This window comes from Mobilicoccus sp., from assembly GCF_032060985.1.
Taxonomy (GTDB): Bacteria; Actinomycetota; Actinomycetes; order Actinomycetales; family Dermatophilaceae; genus Mobilicoccus.
The window spans coordinates 60,525-86,202 of the sequence record NZ_DAMBGD010000016.1 but is presented as its reverse complement, the minus strand read 5'-3'; the positions used below and the strand labels follow the sequence as shown (position 1 = coordinate 86,202).

General features: G+C 68.6%; 17 protein-coding genes. 6 read left to right on the top strand and 11 right to left on the bottom strand.

From position 1 onward, the window contains the following. Positions 1–17: 17 nt before the first annotated feature. Positions 18–2,231, bottom strand: a complete 2,214-nt coding sequence (locus tag RT054_RS12635; protein WP_313024068.1) for a transposase — start codon at positions 2,229–2,231, stop codon at positions 18–20. Further along, positions 2,228–3,004 (bottom strand): TnsA-like heteromeric transposase endonuclease subunit, encoded by a 777-nt coding sequence (locus tag RT054_RS12630; protein ID WP_313024065.1) that lies wholly within the window; start codon positions 3,002–3,004, stop codon positions 2,228–2,230. Before RT054_RS12630 ends, RT054_RS12635 begins: the two co-directional genes overlap by 4 nt. Before the next feature lie 390 nt (positions 3,005–3,394). Here RT054_RS12630 and RT054_RS12625 point away from each other — a divergent pair, with 390 nt between their 5' ends. The 3 genes from RT054_RS12625 to RT054_RS12615 are packed head-to-tail and all read left to right on the top strand — an operon-like array spanning position 3,395 to position 9,837. Next, complete coding sequence (locus tag RT054_RS12625) at positions 3,395–3,781, top strand: hypothetical protein (RefSeq protein ID WP_313024063.1); 387 nt, start codon at positions 3,395–3,397, stop codon at positions 3,779–3,781. Positions 3,782–3,796: 15 nt separating this feature from the next. Continuing rightward, entirely contained in the window at positions 3,797–7,096 is a 3,300-nt protein-coding gene (locus RT054_RS12620; RefSeq protein WP_313024059.1) for a helicase-related protein, read from the top strand. Further along, positions 7,093–9,837, top strand: coding sequence for a DNA methyltransferase (locus RT054_RS12615; RefSeq protein WP_313024056.1), 2,745 nt, complete (start codon positions 7,093–7,095; stop codon positions 9,835–9,837). Before RT054_RS12620 ends, RT054_RS12615 begins: the two co-directional genes overlap by 4 nt. A 156-nt stretch (positions 9,838–9,993) precedes the next feature. Here the strand turns inward: RT054_RS12615 and dnaB are convergent, their stop codons facing one another. Next, a complete protein-coding gene (gene dnaB, locus RT054_RS12610) occupies positions 9,994–13,515 on the bottom strand; it encodes a replicative DNA helicase (RefSeq protein WP_396837293.1) in 3,522 nt (1,173 codons plus the stop codon). Between the two features lie 757 nt (positions 13,516–14,272). Here dnaB and RT054_RS12605 point away from each other — a divergent pair. Together RT054_RS12605 and RT054_RS12600 are read left to right on the top strand one after the other, a co-directional pair. Continuing rightward, a complete protein-coding gene (locus tag RT054_RS12605) occupies positions 14,273–15,100 on the top strand; it encodes a DNA alkylation repair protein (protein WP_313024052.1) in 828 nt (275 codons plus the stop codon). After that, entirely contained in the window at positions 15,087–16,451 is a 1,365-nt protein-coding gene (locus RT054_RS12600; RefSeq protein ID WP_313024050.1) for an MATE family efflux transporter, read from the top strand. Before RT054_RS12605 ends, RT054_RS12600 begins: the two co-directional genes overlap by 14 nt. A gap of 72 nt (positions 16,452–16,523) precedes the next feature. Here the strand turns inward: RT054_RS12600 and rplI are convergent, their stop codons facing one another. The 7 genes from rplI to RT054_RS12565 all read right to left on the bottom strand — a co-directional run bounded on the left by rplI (position 16,524) and on the right by RT054_RS12565 (position 24,149). After that, positions 16,524–16,967, bottom strand: coding sequence for a 50S ribosomal protein L9 (gene rplI, locus RT054_RS12595; RefSeq protein WP_312720816.1), 444 nt, complete (start codon positions 16,965–16,967; stop codon positions 16,524–16,526). Between the two features lie 32 nt (positions 16,968–16,999). Then, positions 17,000–17,236 carry a 30S ribosomal protein S18 gene (gene rpsR, locus RT054_RS12590; protein ID WP_040155401.1) on the bottom strand — a complete coding sequence of 79 codons (237 nt, stop codon included), beginning with the start codon at positions 17,234–17,236 and terminating at the stop codon, positions 17,000–17,002. A 219-nt stretch (positions 17,237–17,455) separates the two neighbouring features. After that, complete coding sequence (locus RT054_RS12585) at positions 17,456–18,055, bottom strand: single-stranded DNA-binding protein (protein ID WP_312720815.1); 600 nt, start codon at positions 18,053–18,055, stop codon at positions 17,456–17,458. A gap of 82 nt (positions 18,056–18,137) precedes the next feature. Then, complete coding sequence (rpsF, locus tag RT054_RS12580; protein ID WP_312720814.1) at positions 18,138–18,428, bottom strand: 30S ribosomal protein S6; 291 nt, start codon at positions 18,426–18,428, stop codon at positions 18,138–18,140. Between the two features lie 350 nt (positions 18,429–18,778). Continuing rightward, positions 18,779–20,152, bottom strand: a complete 1,374-nt coding sequence (locus RT054_RS12575; protein ID WP_313024044.1) for a glycosyltransferase family 87 protein — start codon at positions 20,150–20,152, stop codon at positions 18,779–18,781. 9 nt (positions 20,153–20,161) lie between these two features. Beyond that, entirely contained in the window at positions 20,162–22,504 is a 2,343-nt protein-coding gene (locus RT054_RS12570; protein ID WP_313024042.1) for a transglycosylase domain-containing protein, read from the bottom strand. 181 nt (positions 22,505–22,685) lie between these two features. Next, on the bottom strand, positions 22,686–24,149 hold the full coding sequence (locus tag RT054_RS12565) for a CCA tRNA nucleotidyltransferase (RefSeq protein ID WP_313024040.1): 1,464 nt from the start codon (positions 24,147–24,149) through the stop codon (positions 22,686–22,688). 82 nt (positions 24,150–24,231) lie between these two features. On the opposite strand from RT054_RS12565, the gene RT054_RS12560 reads away from it, so the two are divergent. Next, the gene (locus RT054_RS12560) at positions 24,232–25,266 is read left to right on the top strand and encodes a Glu/Leu/Phe/Val dehydrogenase dimerization domain-containing protein (protein WP_313024037.1); all 1,035 of its coding nucleotides are present in this window, start codon (positions 24,232–24,234) and stop codon (positions 25,264–25,266) included. Between the two features lie 44 nt (positions 25,267–25,310). Here the strand turns inward: RT054_RS12560 and RT054_RS12555 are convergent, their stop codons facing one another. Continuing rightward, on the bottom strand, positions 25,311–25,667 hold the full coding sequence (locus RT054_RS12555; protein ID WP_312720806.1) for a nuclear transport factor 2 family protein: 357 nt from the start codon (positions 25,665–25,667) through the stop codon (positions 25,311–25,313). Between the last annotated feature and the right edge of the window lie 11 nt (positions 25,668–25,678).

The following is a 25,678-nucleotide window of genomic DNA, read 5'->3' as shown; positions in this document are numbered from 1 at the left end:
CCACAGGCGGGCGTCCATCAGATGGCCTCGCTGTCGTAGTCGGGGAAGGCTGAGTCGAAGTCGATCTGTGTGGTTGTCTCGGCGGCGTCGGCGATGGGGTCGTCTTCGGCGAGGGAGGCGCCGGGGCGGAGGCTGGGTGGCGTGACGTCGGCGGCGGTGTCGATGAGCGCGCGTGCGGCGTCGGCTTCGGCGTGGTCGATGAGGGCTTGGTCGTGGCGCATGCCGGCGCGGATGAGCTTGCTGCGCCATTCCTCGTCGGTGGGTGCGGCGCTGAGCTCGGTGATGGCGGCGATGATCTCGCGGGTCACGTTGCGGCGGGATACGACGCGGTTGCCGCCGCGGTCTCGGATGAGCTGGCGGGCTCGTTGTACGACGACGTCGGTGAGCGGCGCTTCGACCAGGTGGGCGTCGCGCCACTGCAGTTCGTAGATGCGGTCGTCGTGTCGGCTGCGGTGCCAGAGCCGGGACCGGTCGCGGGGGTCGTAGTGGAAGGGCACCTTGGCGTCCTGGGCGCGGTAGGTGCCGGGACGGACGCCGCGGATCTCGTCGAGGATGTCGCCGTCGTAGGTGAGGCCGCGGAAGGCGACGCCGCCGTTGCCGGGGGTGAGCCACTTCTCGGGCAGGAGGCTGAAGATCAGGTCCGGGTGTTGCGGGACGAGCAGGCGCCCGGTGATCGTGTGCAGCATGTCGTGGCGCTCGAGCGGGGTGAAGTTGCCGTCTTCGACGCCGGGGATCTTCACTCCGCCGTGTCGGTTGCGGTGGTAGGCGATGGCGGTGTGCCGGTGTAGGTGTTGCTGCAGCTCGCGCCACGATCTGAGAGGCTCGAACCCAACCCAGCCGACGAACCGTCCCCGTTCGTGGACGGCGCGGCCTTTGAACCCGGCCCCGTTGCGGAAGGACTGGTATGCCGCCTGGAGGCTGTCGTGCCAGCGCTCCACGATGTTGTTGTCGATGGGACGGCCGGGCCGGGAGGGCATGAGGTCGACATTCCAGTCGCGCAGCAGCGCGAGCAGGCTGTCGCTGAGGAAGATCTTGCCGTTGTCAGCCCGCATGGAGATGGGCCAGATGCCGGGTTTGACGTGTCGGCCGGTCACCTCTCGGCTGGTGCGGACGCGGCTGGCGTGTGCGGTGACGGGGTTGTCGCCGAGGTCGAGGCTGGCGGGGATGCCGCACCACCGGAAGTCGTCGATGGTGGTGTCTTCGACGACCATCGAGAAGGGCCGGATGGCGTCATACAGCGCGAGGGCGATCTCGAGTGCGTTCGCGGACTGGGGGACGACGCGGCAGGCGACGACCACGCGGCTCGGGACAGAGATGATCGTGATGATCTCGACGGAGTAGACGCGTTCGTAGACGTCGTCCCAGACCAGGTTGTCGCACCGGGTGACGTCGACCGCGAAGTGTCCCGGGTGGGTGGCCGGGTAGTTGCTCCGGCTGGAGTTCCTGCGCAGCGTGGAGGACTTGTGCTGCTTGGTTGTGTGCCCCAAGGCGGCGAACCGCATCGACAGGTACTGCTGGGTGATCCGTTGAGGCAGGTCGATGTCGTCGATGCCTTCCTGCTTGAGCCGGACCAGGACCCGCCGTTCGATCTCGACGATGCTGACCTTGCTGCGGGTGCCGTCAAACCCCGCCAGTTCCTCGTCGACGATGCGGACGAACCGGGGGTCGATGACCTCGAAGCCCTGCCGGCCCTTGGTCTTGCGACCGTCCACCAGTCCGCGCAGACCGTCGCGTTTGAAGGCTTTGATCCAGCCGCGGATGGTGTTGGGCGCGACGCTGTTCTTCACGACCTCACCGGCCAGGAGGCGCCGGACCCGCATCCGGTCGACGCTGTACTCGAAGGTGAGCTGTCGGGCCATCGCCTCGATCCGCTTGCTCAGGCTGACCCCAAAGCCTTCCCCGAACGGGTGGAACGGTTCCCCGTCTCGGGCCATCAGCGGATGACCGTCGCGGTAGGCCGTGAGTATCTCAAGGACCACTTCGCGCTTGAGGTGGACCTCTGCGCGCATTGTGGGAGTCAGGCTGCTCCACCACGGCTGCAGCGACAGGTGGATCGCATCCAGGCCCTCGTCGCCGAATCCGGTGACGGTGAGCTGGTCGGCCCGAACGAAGTGGTTGTCCCCGACGGCGTCCTTGACCGTGACGCCGTGCCGCCCCAGCTCCACGACGACGGCCGGGCCAAAGGACATCAAGGCCCGGGCTCCGACGAACAGCTCCACCGCCTTGCTCACGAGGAAACGTCCGCTGGCTGGTGGATCACCAATGGCGTGGTACGCGTGATTGGGGAGTCCAGGTCGCAGTCGATCTGTCCGTTCCAGACGCCGTGCCACATCGCGGACACCACATGCCCTCCACCGGCATCAAGGTCGAGGACGTCGGCGACGGTCCCCGCGCCCTCGAGGTGCTCGTGTAGGAGACGCAGTGATCCGGGGTACCACGGCATGCGCCGCCGGAATCCATGAATCCACATCAGGTTCACCCGCCGGATCCGTGACCAGCCGGCGAAGACCTCGTGGCGCCACCCCACCTCGACGCACGCCTCGGCGGTCAAGCGCACCTTCAACTTGAAGTCCTCGTCATGACGCTTGGCCGGCCGGACATCCCAGAGCCGAATCGTGCCGTCGCCGTGACGACTGAGCAGGTCAGGCGTGTGCTCGAGGCGGCTGCCACGGCGCTTTGCAGGAAGCCGCAGTCTGCACGGCTGGGCGACCAGCCAGGTCACGTCGCTGCGGCGGTCGAGCTCCCTGACGAGGTCGTGCTCGAGACCTGATTCGAGGTGGAGGTGCGTGCCTGTCGTGACGGTGAAGGCATACACGGGGATGTGCCCCGAGCGTGCCTTTACCTTCGGCGTGCGGGTTCGCTGCAAGCGGGTGACATCCGGGCGCCCGGACCAGGGCCACACGGAAAGGCCGGCGCCTACATCGAAGAGCCACTCGGCTTCGAGGTCAGGGGCAAGCACCACAGGGGCTGGCCGCTTTCGGGCATGCGAAATAGACTCGTCCACGCGACGGCACCTTCGTTTCTGGGCAACAGTTACATCGGGACCGTCGCCGAGGGGTACCCGTGCCAGCGGGTGCCCCTCATCCATGTCCGGACTCAGGCCCACAGCGACCGTCTTGCTCGCAAGGGTAGACCTGGCCATTCGACTCAGACAAGGGGAATCGCGCAAATATTTGCCGGACGGAAACGCCGAGGCCCCCTGCTCATCTGTCCCTGATTTATGTGTCGGTGCGTGTTTGTGCAGGTCGAGTCGATACGCTAAATATTTGTAGCGCGGGGCCGCTCGACCGAGAGTTGCCTTGGGTACTCGGCTGAGACCTTGGAGGTGGGTACGGTGGGGTCACCAACCGTTTCGGGGCTGACCACCCCGACGAGGAAAGCCCTCGATGATCTGATGAGCCGACGCCTGAACACCCTCGTTCCCTTGGAGCGGGCAACCTTGGCCACCGTGGCCGACGCGATCCCCCGCGCTGTCCTGTGCGCCGCCAAGATGCCCTGCCTCAACCCCAGCTGCCTGCGCAAGGTCACGCGCCCGAAGGCTGGCCGGCTGCCGCTCTTCTGCGGGCGGCCATGCCGTGAGGCCTTCGACTACGAGCGCGCCGAACTGCTCGCGGACATTGCGGTGCTGCTGCAAGCGATCGAGCGCGGCGAAGGCACACACGCCCAACGGCGGAAGGTCCAGGTGGAGCTGGCCAATCGGCGTTGGTGCCTTCAGCGGTACGCGGTGCCCCCGGACCGAAACCGGCCTGAACTGCACGCCGCGCCGGCGTCGGACTCCTAGGGCAGGATCACCACTGTGCCGAAGATCTTTGACAACCTCACGCCGGAGAGTCAACTGGGCGTAGCCCTCCGGGACTACTTCGAAGGGTCTTACGAGTCGTTGGACGTCGCCACGGGCTACCTCGACCTTCGAGGCTGGGGCCACCTCGGAGACATCATCGGGGGCAAGCCCTTCGCCGAGGGGGACCCGCCTGTCGCTCGGGTCCTCGTGGGAATGGTCGCCCCGTCCGACTCCCAGGCCATCCTGAGCTCGCTCCAAGCAGAGCTTGCGGAGCAAGGGGCCGGTGCAGCCATCCACGACAACAGCAAGGCGCTCGATCAGAAGGAGCGGCTCGTGCGCCACCTGCGGACGCAGTTGATGCGCGGGCTGCCGACCAAGAGCGGGCAGGCCACCCTTCAGCTCATGAAGCGGCAGTTGGAGTCGGGGCGTGTCCAGATCAAGGTGTTCACTCGGCGACCGCTGCACGGCAAGGCATACATCCTTCGCGGGGGCGGTGGGCCTGCCCCGCTGTGGTCCTACCTCGGGTCCTCCAACTTCACGGGCGCCGGGCTGTTCAACAACCTTGAGCTCAACATCGACATTTCGGACCAGGACCCCAACCAGAAGCTGGCGTCATGGTTCGAGGACCGCTGGGACGACAAGTACTCCCTGACGATCACCAAGGAGATCATCGAGCTGATCGAGGAGTCGTGGTCCGGGGAGGAGCAGGCCACACCATTCGAGGTCTACCTCAAGGTCTGTCACGCCCTCTCACAAGATGCCCGCGACGGCCTGGGGTACGTGCTTCCCAAGTCGATGCAGGACCTTCTCCTCGACTACCAGGTCACGGCTGTGCGAACCCTGGCTCGTCGGATCGTTCGCCGCGGCGGCACCATGTTGGGCGACGTCGTCGGGTTGGGCAAGACGCTCACGGCGGTCGCCACTGCCCTGATGCTTCAAGCCGCCGAGGACTACACCACCTTGGTGCTGTGCCCGAAGAACTTGGAGTCGATGTGGCAGGAGCACTTGGAAGCCTACGGGGTGGAGGGGGCGCGCGTCGTTCCCTACTCGATGGCTGACAAGGTCCTTCCAGACCTGAAGCTGTACAAACTCGTCATCTGCGATGAGTCACACAACCTTCGCAATGACACCACCAGGGCCCACGAGGCGATCAGCGAGTATGTCCGCCGCAACTCCAGCAAGGTCCTGCTCCTCACCGCGACTCCCTACAACTTGGCCTTCGCCGACGTCGCCAACCAACTGGCCCTGTACATCGAAGAGGACGAGGACCTGGGGATCGTCCCTTCGGCGGCGATGGCCAAGGACCACACCCTGGCGGACAAGGTCGACGGCAAGACGAACACGCTCGTGGCCTTCAAGCGCTCCGAAGAATCTGACGACTGGCGCCGGCTCATGTCCGACCACCTCGTGCGTCGCACCCGCAGCTTCATCAAGAAGTCCGCCAAGAAGAAGCTGGTCACCCTCGCGGACGGGACAGTCCAAGAGCGCGAGTACCTCCAGTTCGCCGACGGCACCGAGTTCTTCTTCCCGAACCGGGTCCCGCATCCGCTCACACACACGTTCGGGAAGGACGACCCGGCATCGTTGATGGAGGACGACACCACTCTCGACGCGATCGCGAAACTGACGCTGCCGCGGTATCGGCTCTCCGACTACGAGAACACCCGAGCAACCAAGACTGCCGAGGACAAGAAGTACCTGGACGACATCCGCTCAGGGCGAGGCAACGTCAGCGGCTTCGTGCGCATCGGCCTGTTCAAGCGCCTCTCGTCGTCCGGGCACTCCTTCATCCTGTCCTTGCAGCGTCAGCGAGCCCGGAACGAGCTCTTCATCCACGCGATCGACCATAAGCTGCAGGTCCCGCTGGGGAGCTTCACCGATAGGCAGATCGCCGTCAGCGACGACGACCTCGAGAGCGACGAGCCAGTAGGTGGGTCGCTGGCCAGTCGTTACCAGGAGTTGCGCGACAGCGCGCCGGCGAAGACCAAGTGGCTCAACTCTACGGTCTTCAAGACCACGCTGCGGCACGACCTCATCAAGGACAACGAGCTGATCACGTCCCTCCTGGTCCGCTTCGGCAGCTGGGACTCCACGCGTGACACGAAAGTGAACGCGCTGGTCGACCTGCTACGCGGTGACCACGAGGGCCAGAAGGTACTCGTTTTCAGCGAGTACAAGGACACCGCCGAGTACGTCGCGGACGCGCTTGAGGCCGCGGGTGTCGACAACGTCGGGTTGGCGACGGGAGACGTGGCTGACCCCTCCGATGTCGCCCGCCGATTCTCCCCACGCTCAAATCGGCTCCCAGCCCAAAGCGTCAGCGAGGTGGCCGAGCCCGCTGACCCCATCGCGGTCCTCGTTGCCACGGACGTCCTCTCAGAAGGCCAGAACCTTCAAGACAGTCACGTGATCGTCAACTACGACCTGCCGTGGGCGATCATCCGGCTCATCCAACGCGCCGGTCGAGTCGACCGCGTCGGACAGGAGTCCGACACGGTCCACGTCTACCTGATCACCCACGACAAGGTCGAGCAGCAGATTCGCCTGCGCCAGCGCATCCGTGCGCGTCTCAGTGCGGCCGCCGAAGCATTCGGCTCCGATGAGCAGTTCTTCGGAACCGACGACGAGATCAACCTCCTCCACAACTTCTACAACGGAAACCTCTCTGACGGCGATGACGACGGAGAGGGCGAAGCAGACGCCGTGAGCGAGGCCTGGCTGGCGTGGAGCAACGCCCAGAACAGCCACCCCGAGGTGACAAAGAGGGTGCTCGCGCTGCCCGACCTCATCCATTCCACGCGCGACAAGTACGCCCGTGAGTCCACTGGTGGCGTGGCGTGCTTCGTGCGCACCGAGTCAGGGGTCGACGCATTCGCGGTCAGCGAGTCCGCTGCGGGCGCTGAGCGGCTCCTTACACCAGCCGAGGCCCTGCGCATCTTCGAAGCTGAGCCAACGACCCCCACTGCATCACCCCGTGACGACCACTTCGAGCGCGAGGCCGAGCTGGTTCGCGGTCCACTGACCATCGAGGCGCGTGCCGCCGGAAACCTCCGCGGTGTCCGCAAAAGGATCTGGGAGCGATTCGGTGGGACCTTCTACGCCGAACAGGCCGAGGACGCACTCAACGCCCTGCACGAACGGCCACTGACAACCCATGCCACCAACCAGTTGTCCATCGCGCTGCGAAACAAGTATCCCGACCAGGACATCCTTGACCTGCTCGACCGACTTCACCGCGAAGACCGTCTCGTCATCGGCTCCAGCGAGTCAGACGAGCTGCGAATCGTCTGCTCGATCGGAGTGACTGACCAGTGAGCCAGGACCTGCTGCCGAAGGTGGACCGCGGCGACTTCCAAGAGGTCTTCATCGAGGACCTCAACTGGCTGGCGCCCGACGTGAAGAAGTCGATCAGCGTCACTGACGACGACGGCCGCCAGGTCAGCGCCCACAACGTTGCGTCCTACAAGGGCCTTCGCGTGTGGGTCTGCGATGAGCGGCCGGGATCTGTGCTGGAGGCGGAACTCGACCGCCTGATCGCGAAGACCACCACAGACCGACTCGTCATCTTCGACGACGAGAAGGAGCAGGTCTGGCGCTGGCCACTGCGGCGGGCCAAGGATGGCTCAGTCACGTCACGGCTTACCAGCCACCGACACAAGAAGGGGGACACCGACCCCAAGTTCGCCGCTCGCCTCGACATCATCCGGATGCCGTTCGACGTCATCCTCGACGCCAACGCTGTGCTGGGACGGGTTCGGGAGGCCTTCGACACCGAAGCTCAGAATGAGTCCAAACGGGCATCCAAACTCATGGCCAACATGTACGCCGCCGTGGAGAAGGCCTACCCGGCAACGGTGGCTCCCAAGGTCCGGGACCACGAGATCTCGGTGACCCTTGCCCGAATCCTCTTCCTCTTGTTCGGCGACGACACCGAGATGTGGCACACCGACGCGTTCCGCAACGTCATCCAGCACGAGACCTTGCCCGAAGGCTCGAACCTTGCCCAGGTGTTGAACGACCTCTTCACGTTCCTCGACACGGCCAACCCCAGGAGCGTGCCGAACGGCTTCGAAGGCTTCAAGTACGTCAACGGCGGGATCTTCGAGGAGAAGATCGAGCTACCGCCACTGGGCAAGGACTTCCGCGCGGCCATCCTGGACGCCTGCGCCGTTGACTGGTCCAGCATCAGTCCGGCGATCTTCGGCTCCATGTTTCAGTCAGTGCGAGACGCCGCAACCCGACGCGCACTGGGCGAGCACTACACGTCCGAGGAGAACATCCTCAAGACACTGAACCCGCTGTTCCTCGACGAACTGCGTGAAGAGCTCGCGGCCGCCCTTGCCCGCGACACCACCCAGAAGAAGGTCAACGCCCTCAACAAACTCTGGGACCGACTCGGCGCCATCCGATTCATGGACCCAGCCTGCGGCTGCGGCAACTTCATCATCGTCGCCTATCGCGAGCTCCGAGCCATCGAGCTCCAGGTCATGGAGGCGCTCTACGACCTCCGCGACAAGCACCAGCTCTCCCTCGACGCGAAGTCTGATCTGAAGGTCACCCTCGACCACTTCTACGGGATCGAAATCGACGAGTGGCCAGCCCGGATCGCCGAGACCGCCATGTTCATGATCGATCGACAGTGCGACCTCAAGCTGAGAGAGCGGTTCGGGCAAGCCCCCGAACGCCTCCCCATCCAACGTGAAGCCAAGATCGTCGTCGGCAACGCGCTGCGGATCGACTGGGAGGTGGTGCTCCCTCCCTCGGAGCACGTCGTTGTGGCCGGAAATCCGCCCTTCCTTGGCCCCAAGGAGCGCTCGAAGGACCAGACTCTTGATCTGCAGTACGTCTGGGGAGGGGCATATGACGGCTTCTTGGATTACGTGACTGGCTGGCATGCCAAAGCCCTGAGCTACCTCGCCGGCCTCGATTCCCGGTGGGCATTCGTGTCCACCAACTCCATCTCCCAAGGCCAGGCTGTGCCGACCCTTTGGGGTGCGATCTTCAGCCAGGGCTGGAGGATAAAGTTTGCTCACCGGACCTTCCCGTGGACCAGCGAAGCAACTGGTGGTGCCGCCGTTCACTGCGTCATCGTGGGCTTCTCGCGATCCGATCTTGCGCGGCCGCGACTTTTCGATCACCGCGATCTCAACACTCCGGTACGGACGGTCCCCTACATCAACGCCTATCTGGTGGACGGCCCGAACGTCCTGGTCCAGAAGCGGATGAAGCCGTTATCGCAACAACTACCCGAGGTCGTGGCGGGGTCCAAGGCGGTTGACTGGGGTTTTCTGACTGTGGAGCCCGAGCAGTACGAGGGAGTCGCAGCCGACCCTGTCGCGAGAAAGTACCTGCGTCCATTCAAGGGTGGCGATGAACTCATCAACGATCTGGAGCGGTGGTGCTTGTGGCTCGTCGATGCCCCGACTGATGACCTACGCACGAGCGACCTGATCAAAAGGCGCCTCCGGGAAGTCAAGACCCGGCGGTTGGCGAGTCCGAAGCCGGCAACGCGAAAGGGAGCGGCGACTCCCCACCTCTTTGAGGAGCGCCGTCAGCCAACGAAGCCGTACCTCGGGATACCCCAGACGTTCAGTGAGAACCGGCTCTACGCAACAGTGGCACGCGTGCCGAGCACCGTCATCGCATCCATCAAGTTGTTCACATCCCCAGACCCTGACGGCTTCCTGTTCGGAGTCGTGTCGTCAGCGATGTTCCTGACCTGGCAGAAGACGGTTGGCGGCCGCTTCAAGTCCGACCCCAGTTTCACCAACACGATTGTGTGGAACACGCTGCCGCTACCCAAAATCTCCGATGCCCAGCGGGCAGGGATCATCAGAGCGGGCGCCGGAGTGTTGGCAGCGCGCGACCTGCGCAGCGGCGAGTCGTTGGCTCGACAGTACGACCCGAGCAGCATGGCGCCCGAACTCATCGACGCTCATCTAGTGCTTGATGAAGTGGTCGACCAAGCATTCGGTGCTGCCGAACGATGCCGATCCGAACTTGAGCGCCAGGAGTTGCTCTTCAGTCGCTACGCCGAGTTGACATCCCCTGTCTGACCACCGGACTGGGCAAGACGCTAGATACATAACCTGGAGGGGGCGACACGCCCGAACCGGATAACGTCGGCTTATTCATGGAATCGACGGCACTTCTTACAGTTTTGAGTGCATCTCGACAGCGCATCTCGACAACGGCCCGTCTCGACACGAACCTCAGTAGTTCGCCGCCATGTTGGTGAAGCGGGAGTAGTGGCCCTGGAAGGCGACGGTGATGGTGCGGGTGGGGCCGTTGCGGTGTTTGGCGACGATGATGTCGGCTTCACCCTCGCGGGGGGAGTCGGGCTCGTAGACCGACTCGCGGTGCAGGAGCATGACCATGTCGGCGTCCTGCTCGATGGAGTTGTGGACGGCGATGCCGTCGGCGACGAAGTTGTGCGTCCCGAGCACCGTGGCGTCGTAGACCTCCTCGACCCCGTCGAACTCGACCCCGACGACGACCTCCCACTCCACGTCGTTGACGGCCTCGAGGTCGGCGCCGTCACGGTCGAGCACCGCCGCGACCTGGCGCAACGTGCCCACCTGCGCGGCCGGGGCGGCAACCTCGGTGACGAGAGCCGCGTCCTCCTCGGGGACCGGTGACAGCGCCGCGGCGACGTCCTGCCACAACGGCAACTGGCCCTCACCCGGCAGCGGAGCGGTCGACACGTCGCGGACGATGTCGAGCAGCCGTGCCGCATCGGGCGCGGGCGGGCCCTCGATGCCGATCTCCTGGAGGAACCGGCGCTGGGAGTCCACGTCGACGACGTCGAGAACCCAGCCCGACTCGTCCCCGGTGACGACCGCGGAGATCCCGAACCGCAGCAGCAGCCGCGCGATCCGGTCCAGGCGCGTCCGCTCGTCGGCAAAGGCGAAGATCTCTCCGCCCGGCCGGTCCTGCGACAGCACGACCCCGCCGGCGTGCGAGAAGAACTCCCGCAGGAACAGCGCGATCTGCGGCTTGGGCAGCGAGAACACGACTGCGGGGATCGTCGCGGCGGGATGCTCGGCGCAGAGCACCGCCGCCGTGCGCACGTCCTCGTCGGCCCAGTCGTTCTCACTGGCCTGCGGCGCCCCCACGTGGCGAGGCACGGCGACCCGCACCCCACACGTGAGTTCGCCCAGCGGCACCCACCCTTCATAGGTGAGGAAGGGGTGGTTCTCCGTCGCCCGCACCGTCTTTCCGGAAGCGGTGGTGAGCCGGTACACCGGCTTGACCCCCGTGGAGAACGCGTGGGTCATCGGCCGGCGCACGTACCGCAGCGACTCGTCCAACGCCCACACCGGCACGTCTGTCTCCCCCGAGGCCGCCAGCTCACCGATGGACACCTCGGCACCCGTGTCCGCCCGCAGGATGCGGGTGTCGGCCGTGAGGCACCCCGACTCACGCAGGTCACTCACCTGCGGCTTCTTGTCGGTGCGCTGCTCCGGACCACGGTTGAGCTGACTGAGCGCGATCACCGGCACCTCGATCTCCTTGGCCAACAACTTGAGGGCACGCGAGAACTCGCTCACCTCCTGCTGCCGGGACTCGACCTTCTTGCCCGAGCTCATGAGCTGCAGGTAGTCGATGATGACGAGCTTGAGATTGTGCCGCTGCTTGAGCCGGCGGCACTTGGCCCGGATCTCCATGAGCGACATGTTCGGCGAATCGTCGATGAACAACGGCGCCTCGCTCACCTCACCCATCGTGCGCGCGAGCTTGCTCCAGTCCTCGTCGCGCATCGTGCCCTTGCGCATGTGCTGCAACTGGATCGACGCCTCGGCGCTGAGCAGTCGCATCGTGATCTCGTTCCGGCTCATCTCGAGCGAGAAGACGACGGTCGCCATCTCGTTGTGAATCGCCGCCGCCCGCGCGAAATCGAGCGCCAGCGTGGAGTTGTGCGTCGGGATCATCGTGCGCCCGGCGAGGTACAGGTGGTCGGCTGCGGCGACCTGGATACACCGCACCGGCACGGACTCCACCGGCGTGACCGACGTGATGAACCGCGAGTCACGCCGCTGGAACGCCCGCTGCCCCAACCTCTTGTGGAGCATCTTCTTCCGCTCGAGGCCGAAGACGGGCTCGTCGCTGCTGAACGTCATCGTGTAGGCGATCGACGACTCCGGCGTCCGGCCACGAACGTTCTTACGGCCGACCGAACACCGGTACCCCAGCCCGACGATCAGCTCCTCCACGTCCTGCGCCAGCCGACTGCTCGTCGTCGTGAACTGCGGACACCCCACGTTCGACACCGTCCCATCGGTGTCGAGCAGCCCGGCCAGCAGCGCGCGCCGCTGGCGTTCCGACGCACGCAGGTAGGAGGTCGGGATGTGCTTGTCGCCGAGGACCCCGATGGTGCGCAGAACGGCCTGCACCGACCCGTGTCGCCGATAGCACGTCATGCACCGACGTCCACCGTTGTACAGCTCGCCGCAGTCAGGACAGGACGGCTTCACAGAGGCGGGGCCGATACCGCGCGCCCTCCCGCCGCAGGACCTCCCGCACGTTCTCACCCCGACGGATGCCGGGACGAAGGTCGCACCACAGACGACGCACTCCCGCGGCTCGACGGCCTCCTCGGGCAGACGAATCGAATGCCGCACGACGCCGGCACGGGGAGCCGTGACGTACCCCTCGCTCTCGATGCTCATGAGAATCTCGGGATCGTTGCAGGTGAGGACCGCCGACGACGACGAGCCGTCACCCAACCACGCGCCGAGCGTGTACGGCCCGAGTGGCAGATCGGCCGGGTCGAGGGTGAGCGGGGCCGCCAGCGGGACGCTGTGGTTGAGTCTCCGGTCGGCGGTCTCGCAACGCAGCGTCGCCGCGATCTCGGCTGTCGTGCGCACGGCCCCGAAGGTGCGCTGGTGCCTGTGACGATTGCGGCCGTCACGGGCCGCCTGGAACGATCGGCGGCTCGCGCGCGTCTCGGTGAACCACTGGTGCTGCTCGTCCGCGACGAGGCGCGACCCGTCCGAAAACGTGACCTCGTAGCACGGGCGCCCGGTCATCACGTCGGTGACGGCGACCACCGCGGTCGGCCGTCCGTCGGCGCCGAGCACCCGATCCCCCACGGCGACCTCGCCCATGGTCGTCCACCCCTGCGGCGTCGGCAGCGGCGTGTCCAGCGCGAGCGCCTTGCCCATCGCCGGCCTTGCCGCGATGACGATCATCTGCCCCGGGTGGAGGCCGTTGGTGAGGTCGTCGAGGTCGGTGAACCCGGTTGGGACGCCGACCATCTCGCCCGTCGAGCCCGAGGCCTGCTCGATCTCGTCGGCCGTGGCCTCGAGCAGCTCACCGAGCAGGTGGTAGTCCTCGCCGCCGCGCTTGTCGGCGACGGCGTACACCTCGGCCTGCGCCGTGTTGACGATCTCCTCGACGTCACCGCCCGCCGTGCCGTAGCCGAGCTGGACGATGCGCGTCCCCGCGTCGACGAGACGCCGCAGCACCGCGCGCTCGGCGACGATCTGCGCGTAGTAGCCGGCGTTCGCCGCCGTGGGCACCCCCGCGATGAGCTGATGCAGGTACGACTGCCCCCCGACCCGCGACAGCTCACCCCGCTTGGTCAGCTCGTCGGCGACGGTGATGGCGTCGGCCGGCTCCCCCCGGCCGTAGAGGTCGAGGATCGCCTCGAACACGAGCTCGTGCGCCGGCCGATAGAAGTCGACGCCTCGGAGGACTTCGATGGAGTCCGCGATCGCGTCCTTGCTCAGCATCATGCTGCCGAGCACGCTCTGCTCGGCGTGGACGTCCTGCGGCGGAACCCGGTCCTCCGGGCCCTCGGGCACCGCGTGCAGCCCGGCCTCCATGTCGGCGCGATCCACCCGAGCGAGCGACATGCGTTCCCCATTTCGACGAGCTGGACACGGACACCGGCGGGACGACCCCACGGACGAGCAGGCCTGCCCACGACGGCACGATGCATGCCGCCACCGACAGGCCTTCCTCGCCTCCCCACGGGCGAATCTCCGAGCGCCGACGCACTGGCAGGACGGGTCGACGTTCATGGCCGCGGGGACGACCGAGGCTCCACGCTAGGTCGCTCGGACGTCCGTCACAAACGGGTGCGCGACACGCCCTGGGGACAGCATGTGGACGAGACGGTGGACAACGTCCACATCCTGTGGAGGACCCTGGGGATGAACGCCTCGCTTGTCCACCGACGCCGCTGTGACCTGGGCCGATACCGGTGGACAACGGGATGCGCAACGACGGGCACCCTCCCGATCGGTGGTCGAGACACCGCCTGACCATCGCGAGACCGCGCCTTGACCCGACGCACACTCCCGGCACATCGAACCGAGCCGGTGGCCGCGCGGGGTGGGGAGGAAACGGACAAAGAGACCATCCCCGGTGACGCCCACCACACCGTTCGATGACACGGCAAGGACTCCGTCACGGCGTCCGGATGATGGGATACCCCCTCGTCGCCCCGTCCGGCGCGCGTCCCACGAATCCACTACTGTCAGCGGCATGTCCACCGTCGCACAGGCCCTCGCCCACGCGGTGCGGTCCGGCCTCGAGACGCACGGCGACAAGGCGCGGGCCGCTCGCCTCAACCGCCGCCGTCGCGGACCTCTCACGGCCCTGGGCGTGACCGTCCCGGACATCGTCCGGGTCGTCGCCCTGACCACCAGCGACCCGAGACAACAACCGCGCGACGCCGACACCTGGGCCGAGGCCGTCCGCACCCTGTGGACCGACGAGCCCACCCTCGAATCCCGCTACGCCGCCGTGGCGCTCGCCTGCCGGCCCCGGTATCGCGACTTCGCCGGCACCCCCCGCTCGACCGGGCTCTACCGTGACCTCATCGACGACCACCCCACGATCGACACCGTCGACGCCCTCGCGACCTGCTGCCTCCCCCTACCGCTCGAGGCGAGCCCGGAGACGGAGGTCCCCGTGCTCAAGTCCTGGGCCGTCGTCGGCTCCCCGTGGCTGCGGCGGGCCGCGATCATCTGCCAGGAGCGACGCGGTGTGCGCACCGACGGCGCGCTGCTCAAGGCCGCCGTCGTCGCCAACCTCTTCGACCGCCGGCCGATGATCCGTGACTGTCTCCCCCACGCGATCGGCGTGTACGTCGACGCGCTCCCCTCCGCCGCGTCGTGCGTGCGCCGCACCCTCGACTCCTGGCGCGACGAGCTGCCGCGTTCGCTCACCGAGGCCATCGAGGCGACACTGCCTCCGTGCTCCAGCATCGACAGCGACCCCGCCCCCCTCGGCGAGAGCAGCCTCCACGCCGAGAACACCTCCACCGACCCTGCTCCCGAGCCCCGCGCCACCCCCGATGAGCGGGAGTGACACCGAACAGGGCCAGATCGACCACGGCGCCCTCCGCCGCGACATCCTGCGCCTCGCGATCCCCGCGCTGCTCACGCTCGTCGCCGAACCACTGTTCCTCCTCGCCGACACCGCCATCGTCGGCCACCTCGGCACCACCCCCCTCGCCGGCCTCGGCGTCGCCTCGAGCATCCTCGCCACGGCTGTCGGTCTCTTCCTCTTCCTCGCCTACGCGACGACCGCCCTCGTCGCGAGACGCCTCGGCGCCGGGGCACACGACGCCGCTCTCGCCGCCGGTCTCGACGGCGTGTGGCTCGCCCTCCTCCTCGGGTGCGCGACGGGACTCGGGCTCGGGCTGGGTGCCCCGGCCCTGGTCAGCCCGTTCGGCAGCGATGCGGCCGTCGCCGCCCAGGCGATCGTCTACCTGCGGATCTCCGCGCTCGGGGTGCCCGCGATGCTCGCCGTCCTCGCGCTCACCGGCGTGCTGCGGGGGCTGCAGGACACCCGCACCCCACTGATCGCCGCGACCCTCGGGTTCGGCGCGAACATCGTGCTCAACGTCCTGCTCGTCTACGGGGCCGGGCTCGGCATCGCCGGATCGGCGTGGGGGACGGTCGTCGCCCAGACCGGCATGGCCGCCGGGCTCGCGGTCGTCGTCGTCCGGGCCGCGCAGGGCCACGGCGCCTCCCTGCGGCCCCACCCCGCCGCCGTCGCCCGCGCGGCCGTCGGCGGCGTCCCGCTCTTCCTGCGCACCATCACCCTGCGCGCGGTCGTCCTGCTCACCACCTGGGTCGCCGCCCACTTCGGCGCGACGACCCTCGCGGCCCACCAGGTCGCCTGGACGCTGTGGACCTTCCTGTCCTTCGCCCTCGACGCCCTCGCCATCGCCGGCCAGGCCCTCATCGGGAAGGCCCTCGGCGCGGGGGACGTCGCCGGGACCCGCGCGATGACCTCCCTCATGACGCGCTGGTCGATCGGCTTCGGCGTGGTGCTCGGCGTCGTCCTCGCCGCGCTCTCGCCCGTCCTGCCCTGGCTCTTCACGACCGACCCCGAGGTGCGGGCCGCCCTCACCGTGGGCATCCTCGTCCTCGCCCTCGGGCAACCCGTCGCCGCGCAGGCGTTCCTGCTCGACGGCGTGCTCATCGGGGCGGGGGACGCACGCTGGCTCGCCAAGCTCGGGTTCGTGCTGCTCCTCGGCTATCTCCCCGTCGTCGGGCTGCTCCTCGCGGCGCAGGCCCCCCTGGCCCAGGCCGGGCCCGGTCTCGCCCTCGCCGCGATCTGGGCCGGGTTCCAGGTGTTCATGATCGCCCGTGCCCTCCTGCTCACCCGGCGCGCCCGACAGGACTGCTGGCTCGTCACGGGGATGGGCTGAGCACGACGACGCCCCCGCGCCCCGGTGAGAACCGGGAGGCGGGGGCGTCGGCCGAGACCCGACGGCGTCAGGTCAGCCGGCGACGACCTGCAGCGCCACCGTGGCCGAGACCTCGGGGTGCAGACGCACGAGCGCCGTGTGGTCACCCGTGGTCTTGATCGGGGCGGGGAACTCGACCGTGCGACGGTCGATCGTCACGCCCTCGGCCTTGGCCGCGTCGGCGACCTCGGCCTGGGAGATCGCGCCGAACAGACGACCCGACTCCGAGGAGTGCGCCGTGATCGTGAGCGTGCGGGCCTCGAGCTGGCCCTTGACGCCCTTGGCGTCCTCGAGCGAGGCGATGACGCGGGCCTCGCGCGCCTTGCGGAGCGCGTCGACCTGCTTCTGACCGCCGCGGCTCCACGGCGTGGCGAGACCACGCGGGAGGAGGAAGTTACGGCCGTAGCCGTCCTTGACCTCGACGACGTCGCCCGCCGAGCCGAGGCCGGTGACCTCGTTGGTGAGGATGAGCTTCATGTGTGTCTCCTTGAACTCGTACTCGGTCGGACTCAGCGAGCCGAGCTGGAGTAGGGCAGCAGGGCCATCTCGCGGGCGTTCTTCACGGCCTTGGCGATGAGTCGCTGCTCCTGCACGGACACACCGGTGACGCGACGCGCACGGATCTTGCCGCGGTCGGAGATGAACTTCCGCAGCAGCGTCGTGTCCTTGTAGTCGATGTTCTCGATCTTCGCGGCCTTGAGCGGGTTGGCCTTCTTCTTGGGCTTGCGCACAACGGGCTTCGCCATCGTGGTGCTCTCCTCTCGTGAGAGCCCGGAGGGTGCTCCGGGATGGGGTCGTACTCAGATGTTGATCGCGGGACCGACCGAGGCCGGTTCGCAGGTGACGGAGCAGGCTCCGCCGGGAGGCGAGACCGGTGCGGACACCGGCTCGCGGGATGTCGATCGACCGTGCTCACCGAGAACGGGTCTCGGGGAACGACGAGGTGGACCGGCAGGCGGGACCGATCAGAAGGGAGGCTCGTCGTACGACGGTGCCTGGCCCCAGCCGGCGTTGCCGCCGCCCTGCTGGCCGCCACCGCCGCCGCCGCTCGGCCCCTGGGCCCACGGGTCGGCGTCGGGACGGGAACCGCCCTGACCACCGCCGCCGCCCCAGCCGCCGGCGTTGCCGCCGCCCTGCTGGCCGCCGCCGGAGTACCCTCCGCCGCCACCACCGGAGAAGCCGCCGCCACCGCCACCACCACGAGAGGTCTTGGCGACCTTCGCCGTGGCATACCGGAGCGACGGGCCGATCTCGTCGACGTCGAGCTCCATGACGGTGCGCTTCTCGCCCTCCTTGGTCTCGTACGACCGAGACTTCAGACGACCCGAGACGATGACGCGCGAACCCCGGGTGAGGGACTCGGCGACGTTCTCGGCCATGTCACGCCACGCGGAGCAGGTGAGGAACAGCGCCTCACCGTCCTTCCACTCGTTCGTCTGACGATCGAACGTCCGAGGGGTGGAGGCGATGCGGAAGTTCGCGACCGCCGCACCCGAAGGGGTGAAGCGCAGCTCCGGGTCGGCAACCAGGTTGCCGATGACGGTGATGACGGTCTCGCCTGCCATGGAGGGATCCTCTCGCGTGGGTGGGGCACCGGCCCGTGGCCGGGCCGGGTGGATCAGCGGTCGATCAGCGGTGCGTGGAGACTCAGGCCGCCTCGGGACGCAGGAGCTTGGTGCGCAGCACCTGCTCGCTGAGGCCCAGCTGACGGTCGAGCTCCTTGGCCGTGGCCGGCTCCGCGGTGAAGTTGACGACGACGTAGACGCCCTCGGACTTCTTCTTGATGTCGTAGGCCAGACGACGACGACCCATGAGGTCGATGTTGTCGATGGTGCCCTTGTCGTTCTTGACGACGGTGAGGAATCGCTCGAGCGTGGGGGCGACCTGGCGGTCGTCCACCTCGGGGTCGAGGATCATCATGAGTTCGTACTGACGCATGCGGGTAACCCACCTCCTTCGGTCTTGGCGGTCACGGTCCTTCCGTGACAGGAGGGTTGCAGCGTCTCGACTGCGCCGGAGAGATCGACGGACGTCGACCCCCCGCGTCGAACAGCCCTGTCGGTCGGCCGCGTCGACCGGGTCGGAAGGACCCCGAGGACGTGGTGGCACCACCACATGGCGCATGACGACATGGCGCGCGCAGCGCGAGATACCTCCAGCGTACCGGTCGCGGTGACGAGGGCCGAATCGTGCACCGGGCACGCGACGGGGCTGACGGGATGACGCGCCGCGGGAACGGCGTGTCCCCAGGGAAACGGCGCCGGGTCGTGGCTCCCGCGCAGGCGCCGTCAGCGCTCGTACCGGACGACGACAGCGTCGCGACGGGCGTGCATGGGTCCGGCCGCGTCGTCGTCCTCCCGGCCGAGCGCCGCGTCGAGGGCCGAGTGGGGGGCGCGGGTCATGGCCTGCCGGGTCGCGGCGGCGGCGAGCCACAACAACCCGCCGACACGCAGGACGAGGAACACGCCGTACCAGCTCGCGGGCAGGGCCGCCGTGACGTCGTCGAGTCCGCCGAGGTAGAGCCAGACGGCGACGAAGTAGCAGATCTCGGTGGTCGCCCACACGAGGTGATCGCGCCACGGCAGTCCCGCGAGGGCGACGAGGGGGATGAGCCACAACGAGGACTGCGGCGGCAACGACTTGCCGGTGACGAGGACGAGCACGACGACGACGATGGCGACTTCACCGATCCGCGGACGGGCGGGCGCCGCGAGCGCGACCAACGCCCCCACGCCCACCGCGAGCACCCAGCCGATCATCGCCGCGAGGGTGAGCACCCCGAGCGGGACGGGTTTGGCCGCGAGCGTCGCGAGGTACCAAGGAGATCCGAGCTGCGCCGACGCGCCCAACCATGCGAGGTAGGGGGTGAGGACCCCGGGAAGGAACACGGCGACGACCCCGAGGAGCAGGACCGTCGTGATGATCGCGACCCCGGCCGTACGCGCCCATCGACGCATCACCCCTGCTCGCAGCGCGAGAACCCCGAGCACCACGAGCACGAGGACCGGGTAGGTGCGGGTGGTGATCGCCAGGCCGAGGACGACACCGGCCGCCGTGGGCCGACGGCTGCTCCACAGCCACAACGCCACCGACGTCAGGGCGACGCCGACGAGGTCGACCGAGACGAGGGCGGCGGTGACGATGATCGGGCTCAGTGCGACGTGGGCCGCCCAGGCCGGATGGGCCCGACACGTGGCCAGCGTGACCACCGTGGTGAGCACGAGCAGCACGGCGGCCGCGATCGCCCAGGCGACGAACATCCCCTGCTGGCGGGCGAATCCGTCACTCGGCACGAACGCGGCAAGCAATCGCAGCGCGACCCCCGTGCCGAGTGGCTCTGAGAGCGCCGAACCGCTCGCGTACGGCAGTCCGCCGGAGGGGGGGATCGTGCCCGCGTAGGCCGGCAGGTCGGAGTAACAGGCCTTGAAGTACACCTGCGGCGCACCCCAGCCGTACCTCAGGCAGTAGCTCTTCTGCAGGAATCCCAGCAGGACCGCGAGGGAGGCCCCCAGGCAGAGGAACCCCGCGAGCAGCAACCGCGAGGCTCGGGAGAGCGGCGAGACCGCGTACCGCCCGCGCGGCCCCCCGAGGGCACCGGTCGCGAGCCGCGCGATCGTGTCGGACTCGGCCGGAGCGGGCGGCGGCGTCGCGATCGAGGACATGACCGAAGGCTACGTGCCGCTCGAGCCGGGTGCCGGGACCTCCGAGCCCTGCCCCCCGGTGCGCGCCCGACCGCCGTCGCCCCGCCGCGGGGCGAACCCCGCGTGGCCTCCGGAGCCCTGCCCCCCGCCGCGGCCCTGGGCCCGGCCCTGCCCCTGTCCTTGCCCCTGCCCCTGCGGTTGATCGCCACCCGGCTGGTCACCGACTCCGTCGCCCCCGCCGTCGCCATCGCCGAAGCCGTCGCCCAGGTCACCGGGGGTGTCCTCCTCCGTCGGAAGCGGCGGCGGGACGTCGGTGGGACTCCACGTCTCCTGCGGCGTGGGTTCGACCGGCGGCGGTGCGGGCACCCACTCCTGCGTCTGCTCGGGCTGGGTCGGCTCGGCGGTCGACCCGGGCTCCTCACCCCCGTCGTCCTGCCGGCCGATGCCCGCCCGCGGCGGGAAGTCCGAGTACGGCATGCCCTGGACGGCGACGCGCATGTAGGCCGTCCAGATGTCGACCGGATAGGAGCCACCCGTGACCCCGCTGCCGAGACCGGCACCCCGCATGGGGATCGCGTTGCCCTCGGCGTCGGGCAGGTACATGCCGACCGCGGTGGCGATCTCGGGGGTGAACCCGTCGAACCACACCGCGCGGTTCTCGTCCGTCGTGCCCGTCTTGCCGGCGGCCGGGCGCCCGATGGCCTGCGCCTTCTGCGCCGTCCCTCGCTCGACGACCTGACGCATGGCGTCGACGGTGTCGGCGACGACGTCCTTGTCGAGTACCTGCTCGGTCACCGGCTGGGCGGTGTACCCATCGACGGAGTCCGAGACGCCCTGGACGGCCTCGACCTTGCGGATGAGGTACGGCTCGGCCCGCACCCCGCCCGCGGCGAGGGTGGCGTAGGCGCCGGCCATGTCGATGACGTGCGGGGAGGCCGTCCCGAAGACGTTGGCCGGGTTGTCGTCGAGACCGAGGGTGTTCTGCGGCAGCCCGAGCTTGACCGCCGCGTCGACCGTGCGCTGGGGCCCGACATCGACGTTGACCTGGGCATACACGGTGTTCGACGACTTCGCCGTCGCCGTGCGCAGGTCGATCCACCCCAGGGAGGCGTCACCGTAGTTCTGCACCCGCCCGTAGGGGTTGTCCCCGCCCTTGAAGGCCTCGAAGTACCGCGGGGAGTTGCCGTCGTAACCGCGCGAGGTGCTGATGCCCTTCTCCAGGGCCGCGACGAGCGTGAAGATCTTGAACGTCGACCCGCCCTGCAGCTGCGCCTGGGTGGCGGCGTTGTACGGCTGGGTGACGGCGTTGGCCCCGCCGTAGAGGGCGAGGATCGCCCCGTCACCCGGTTTGAGCGACACGAGACCGGTACGCACCTTCGGCGTCGGGAGGTTGTTCTCCACCGCCCGGATCGCGGCGCTCTGCTTGTCGCGCTCGATCGTCGTCGTCACGCGGAGGCCGCCCATGTCGACCTGTTCCTGGGTCAGACCGACCTTGGCGACGAGCTCGTCCTTGACCATCTGCACGAGGTACCCGTTCGGGCCCGACTTCGCCGATCGCTGCTTGGGCTTGACGACCTCGGGGAACCGCACCCGGCCACGCCGCGTGGAGGACAACCACCCCTGCTCGACCATGCCGTCGAGCACGTAGTCCATGCGCTCGGCCACGGCCTTCTTCGCCTTGGCGCCGTTCGCCGGGTCGTACAGCGACGGACCCCGCACCACCGAGGAGAGGAACGCGCTCTCGGCGAGGTCGAGGTCGGCGGCGGACTTGTCGAAGTACGCCCGGGAGGCTGCCTCGACGCCGTAGGCGCCGCGGCCGAAGTAGATCGTGTTGAGGTAGTCGCGGAGGATCTCGTCCTTGCTCAACTCCTGCTCGACCTTGAGCGAGATGATGAGTTCCTTGCCCTTGCGGGAGAACGTCTGGTCTTGAGTGAGGAAGTAGTTCTTCACGTACTGCTGGGTGATCGTCGATCCGCCCTGCGTCGGGCCGCCGGAGAGCATGGCCCACGCCGCCCGCCCGATGCCGGTGACGGAGATCCCGGGGTTCTCGTAGAAGCTGCGGTCCTCCGCGGCGAGGATGGCGTGCTGCATCGGCTCCGACACCTGGTCCAGCGGCACCGCCTGCCGGTCGACCGCGCTGATCCGCGCCATCTCCGACTTGCCGTCCGCGTAGTAGAGGATCGAGGTCTGGCTGCGTGCGGCCTGATTGGGGTCGGGGATGTCGACGAGGACGTAGGCGACGGCGACGAGTCCTGCGGCGAGCAGCACACCGAGGCTGATGACGAGCAGCCACGTCTTGATCGAGAACAGCCGCCTCCAGCCCCGTTTCTTCGGGGGGGCGACCACTCGGATGCGTCCGGTCGGTGAACTCACGCGATCCTCTTCCACCGGGGGTCGATGCAGGTCAGGGTATGCCGAGACCCTGTGGGCCCGCCGACGACACCCACGACGGAGCCTGACCCCTCCCCATCGGCCGCGGCGCCATCCGTCTTGACCACCGGCGTCTCACTCCCCGATCGACGCCGGGTGATGCGGATGCGTCGCGTGGGGCGCCTCAGTCGCGGGCGGACTCCGGTTGCTGCGCCCACCAGGTGCGCAGCTCCTCGCGGGCGACGTCCTTGCCGACGGGTCCGCGGTCGAGGCGGAGCGCGAGCAGGTGCTTGTACGCCCGCCCGAGCACGGGGCCCGGGGAGATGCCGAGGGTCTCGCCGATCTCGTGACCGTCCAACTCCGGACGCACCTTCTTGAGTTCCTCGGCGGCCATGAGGGTCTCGATGCGGGCCTCGAGGGAGTCGTAGGTGCGACCGAGGCGTTCGGCCTTGCGGCGGTTGCGGGTCGTGCAGTCGGCGCGGGTGAGGCGGTGCAGTCGCTGCAGGAGGGGGCCGGCGTCGGTGACGTAGCGACGCACGGCCGAGTCGGTCCACTCCCCGTCGCCGTAGCCGTGGAAGCGCAGATGCAACTCGACCAGCCGGCTCACGGCCTTGATCGTGTCCTTGTCGTAGCGCAGCGCACGCAGGCGCTTGTTCGTCATCTTCGCGCCGACGACCTCGTGATGGTGGAACGTCACGCCGCCGCCGGGCTCGAACCGGCGGGTGGCGGGCTTGCCGATGTCGTGCAGCAACGCCGCCAGTCGCAGCACGAGGTCGGGGGCGGGCACGGAGTCCTCCGGGCCGCCGGGCGCACCCTCGAGGGCGATGGCCTGCCGCAACACCGTGAGCGAGTGCTCGTAGACGTCCTTGTGGCGGCGGTGCTCGTCGACGGTCTCCCGCATCACCGACAGCTCGGGGAGCATGACGTCGGCGAGGCCGGTGTCGACGAGGAGCCGCAGCCCGGTGACCGGGTCGGGAGCGAGGACGAGCTTGCTGAACTCGTCGCGGATCCGCTCGGCCGACACGATGCCGAGCGACTCGGCCATGTCGCCCATCGCCGCCCGCACCTGCGGCGCCACGTCGAACCCGAGCTGCGCGGCGAGCCGCGCGGCCCGCATCATCCGCAGCGGGTCGTCCCCGAACGAGACCTCGGCCGGGCCGGGGGTGCGCAGTCGACCGGCGGCGAGATCCTCGAGGCCTCCGTGCGGGTCGACGAACTCGAGGTCGGGCAGGCGCAGGGCCATCGCGTTGACGGTGAAGTCGCGCCGCACGAGGTCCTCGGTGAGGTTCTCCCCGAAGGCGACGACGGGTTTGCGGGTGCGCCCGTCGTAGGCGTCGGCGCGGTAGGTCGTCACCTCGACGACGGTGGCGCCGCGGCGGGCCCCGATCGTGCCGAACTCCCGACCCATGTCCCACGTCGCCTCGCCCCAGGCGTCGAGGATCCGCTCGGTGTCCTCGGGCCTCGCGGAGGTCGTGAGGTCGAGGTCGCTGCTCTCCCGCCCCAGCAGCGCATCACGCACCGGGCCGCCGACGAGCGCGACCTCGTGCCCGGCGTCGGTGAAGGCGGCCCCGAGCTCCGTCAGCAAGGGCAGCGTGGGCGCGAGACGGCCGGTGGCACGCCGCAGCAGGGCATCAAGACTCTCGGACACGATGACCAAGGGTAGGCGTAGGGCGCCCGCGAACCCCAGACGACCGAGCCACGGCCGATCGCGCGGGCCGTACGGTGAGCCCATGGACGCGACACCTCACGCCCCGTACACCTTCCCCCAGGCCATCACGGTGAGCGATCCGGATTCCGGGCTCGAGGCGGTCATCGCCCTCGACGACCTCACCCTCGGCCCCGGTTTCGGCGGTGTCCGGATGCGCCGTTACGCTTCCAAGGCCGCGGCCGTCGAGGAGGCCGAACGCCTCGCCCACGCGATGACGTTCAAGCACGCCCTCGCCGAGCTGCCCTACGGCGGCGCGAAATCCGTGATCAACGCGGATGGTTCGTCCCTGCACGGCGAGGCTCGGACGCGGCTCTTCGAAGCGTTCGGCGACGCGGTCGCCGGCCTGGAGGGGAGGTACATCCCCGGCGTCGACATGGCGACGACCCTCGCCGACATGGCCGTCGTGCGTTCGCGCGGTGCGCGGGTCTACTGCGCCGACGCGGATCCCTCGCCGTGGACCGCCCGCGGGGTCCACGCGGCGATGCGGGCCGGCGTGCAGGGTCTGCTCGGCACCCCCGGGCTCGACGGCGTGCGGGTGGCGATCCAGGGCGTCGGTTCGGTCGGCGCCGAACTCGCGCGTCTGGTCGCCGAGGAGGGCGGACACGTCGTCGTCGCGGACGTCGACCCCACCCGCGCCGAAGGTGTGGCCGAGAGGCTCGGCGGCAGGGCGGTCGACGTCGCCGACATCGTCACCACCGACTGCGACGTGTTCGCGCCGTCCGCCGTCGCCCGCGTCGTCACCGCCGACATCGTGCCCCACCTGCGCTGCCGCCTCATCGCCGGCGCCGCGAACGACACCCTGGACGCCGACGACATCGACGCCGCCCTGCTCGCCCGCGGGATCACCTTCGTGCCCGACTTCGTCGCGAACGCCGGCGGGGTGATCCACGAGCACGCCCGCGCCACCGGCTGGTCGGAGGAGCAGCTCACCCACGCCGTCGACGCCATCGGCGATCGGGTCCTCGACCTCGTCGGCGAGGCCACCGAACACGAGGGCAGCCTCGTGGAGGCCGCCCTCGCCCGCGGTCGACGCCGCCTCGCAGACGCGACGGCCTGACGCAGCCGGGCCGCACACCCGGAGGACGCCTCCGGGGCTCGGCATCAGACCAAGGGCGCGAAGAAGAAGGTGTCGCGGGTGGCGAAGCGGCCGTCGGGGGCGAAGGTGTAGAAGTCCGCGAACCGCAGGGACGCCGAGGAGCCGTCGCGCAGGCGGCCCTCGAAGCGGCCGTGGACGGCGACGGAGTCCTCACCGACGACGCGGTGGTCGAGGGTGTGGGTGCCGGACTCGATGACCCGCTCCGCGGTGTAGAACGCCCGGAGCGCCTCGTGACCCTCCAGCGGGTCGTACCCGGGCCGACGGTAGACGGCGTCGGCGGCGAACAGATCGACGAGGCCGTCGACGTCGTGCGCGTCCACGAGCCGGTAGTAGGTCTCCACGCGTGCGGCATCCACTGTCATGGCGGCCATTC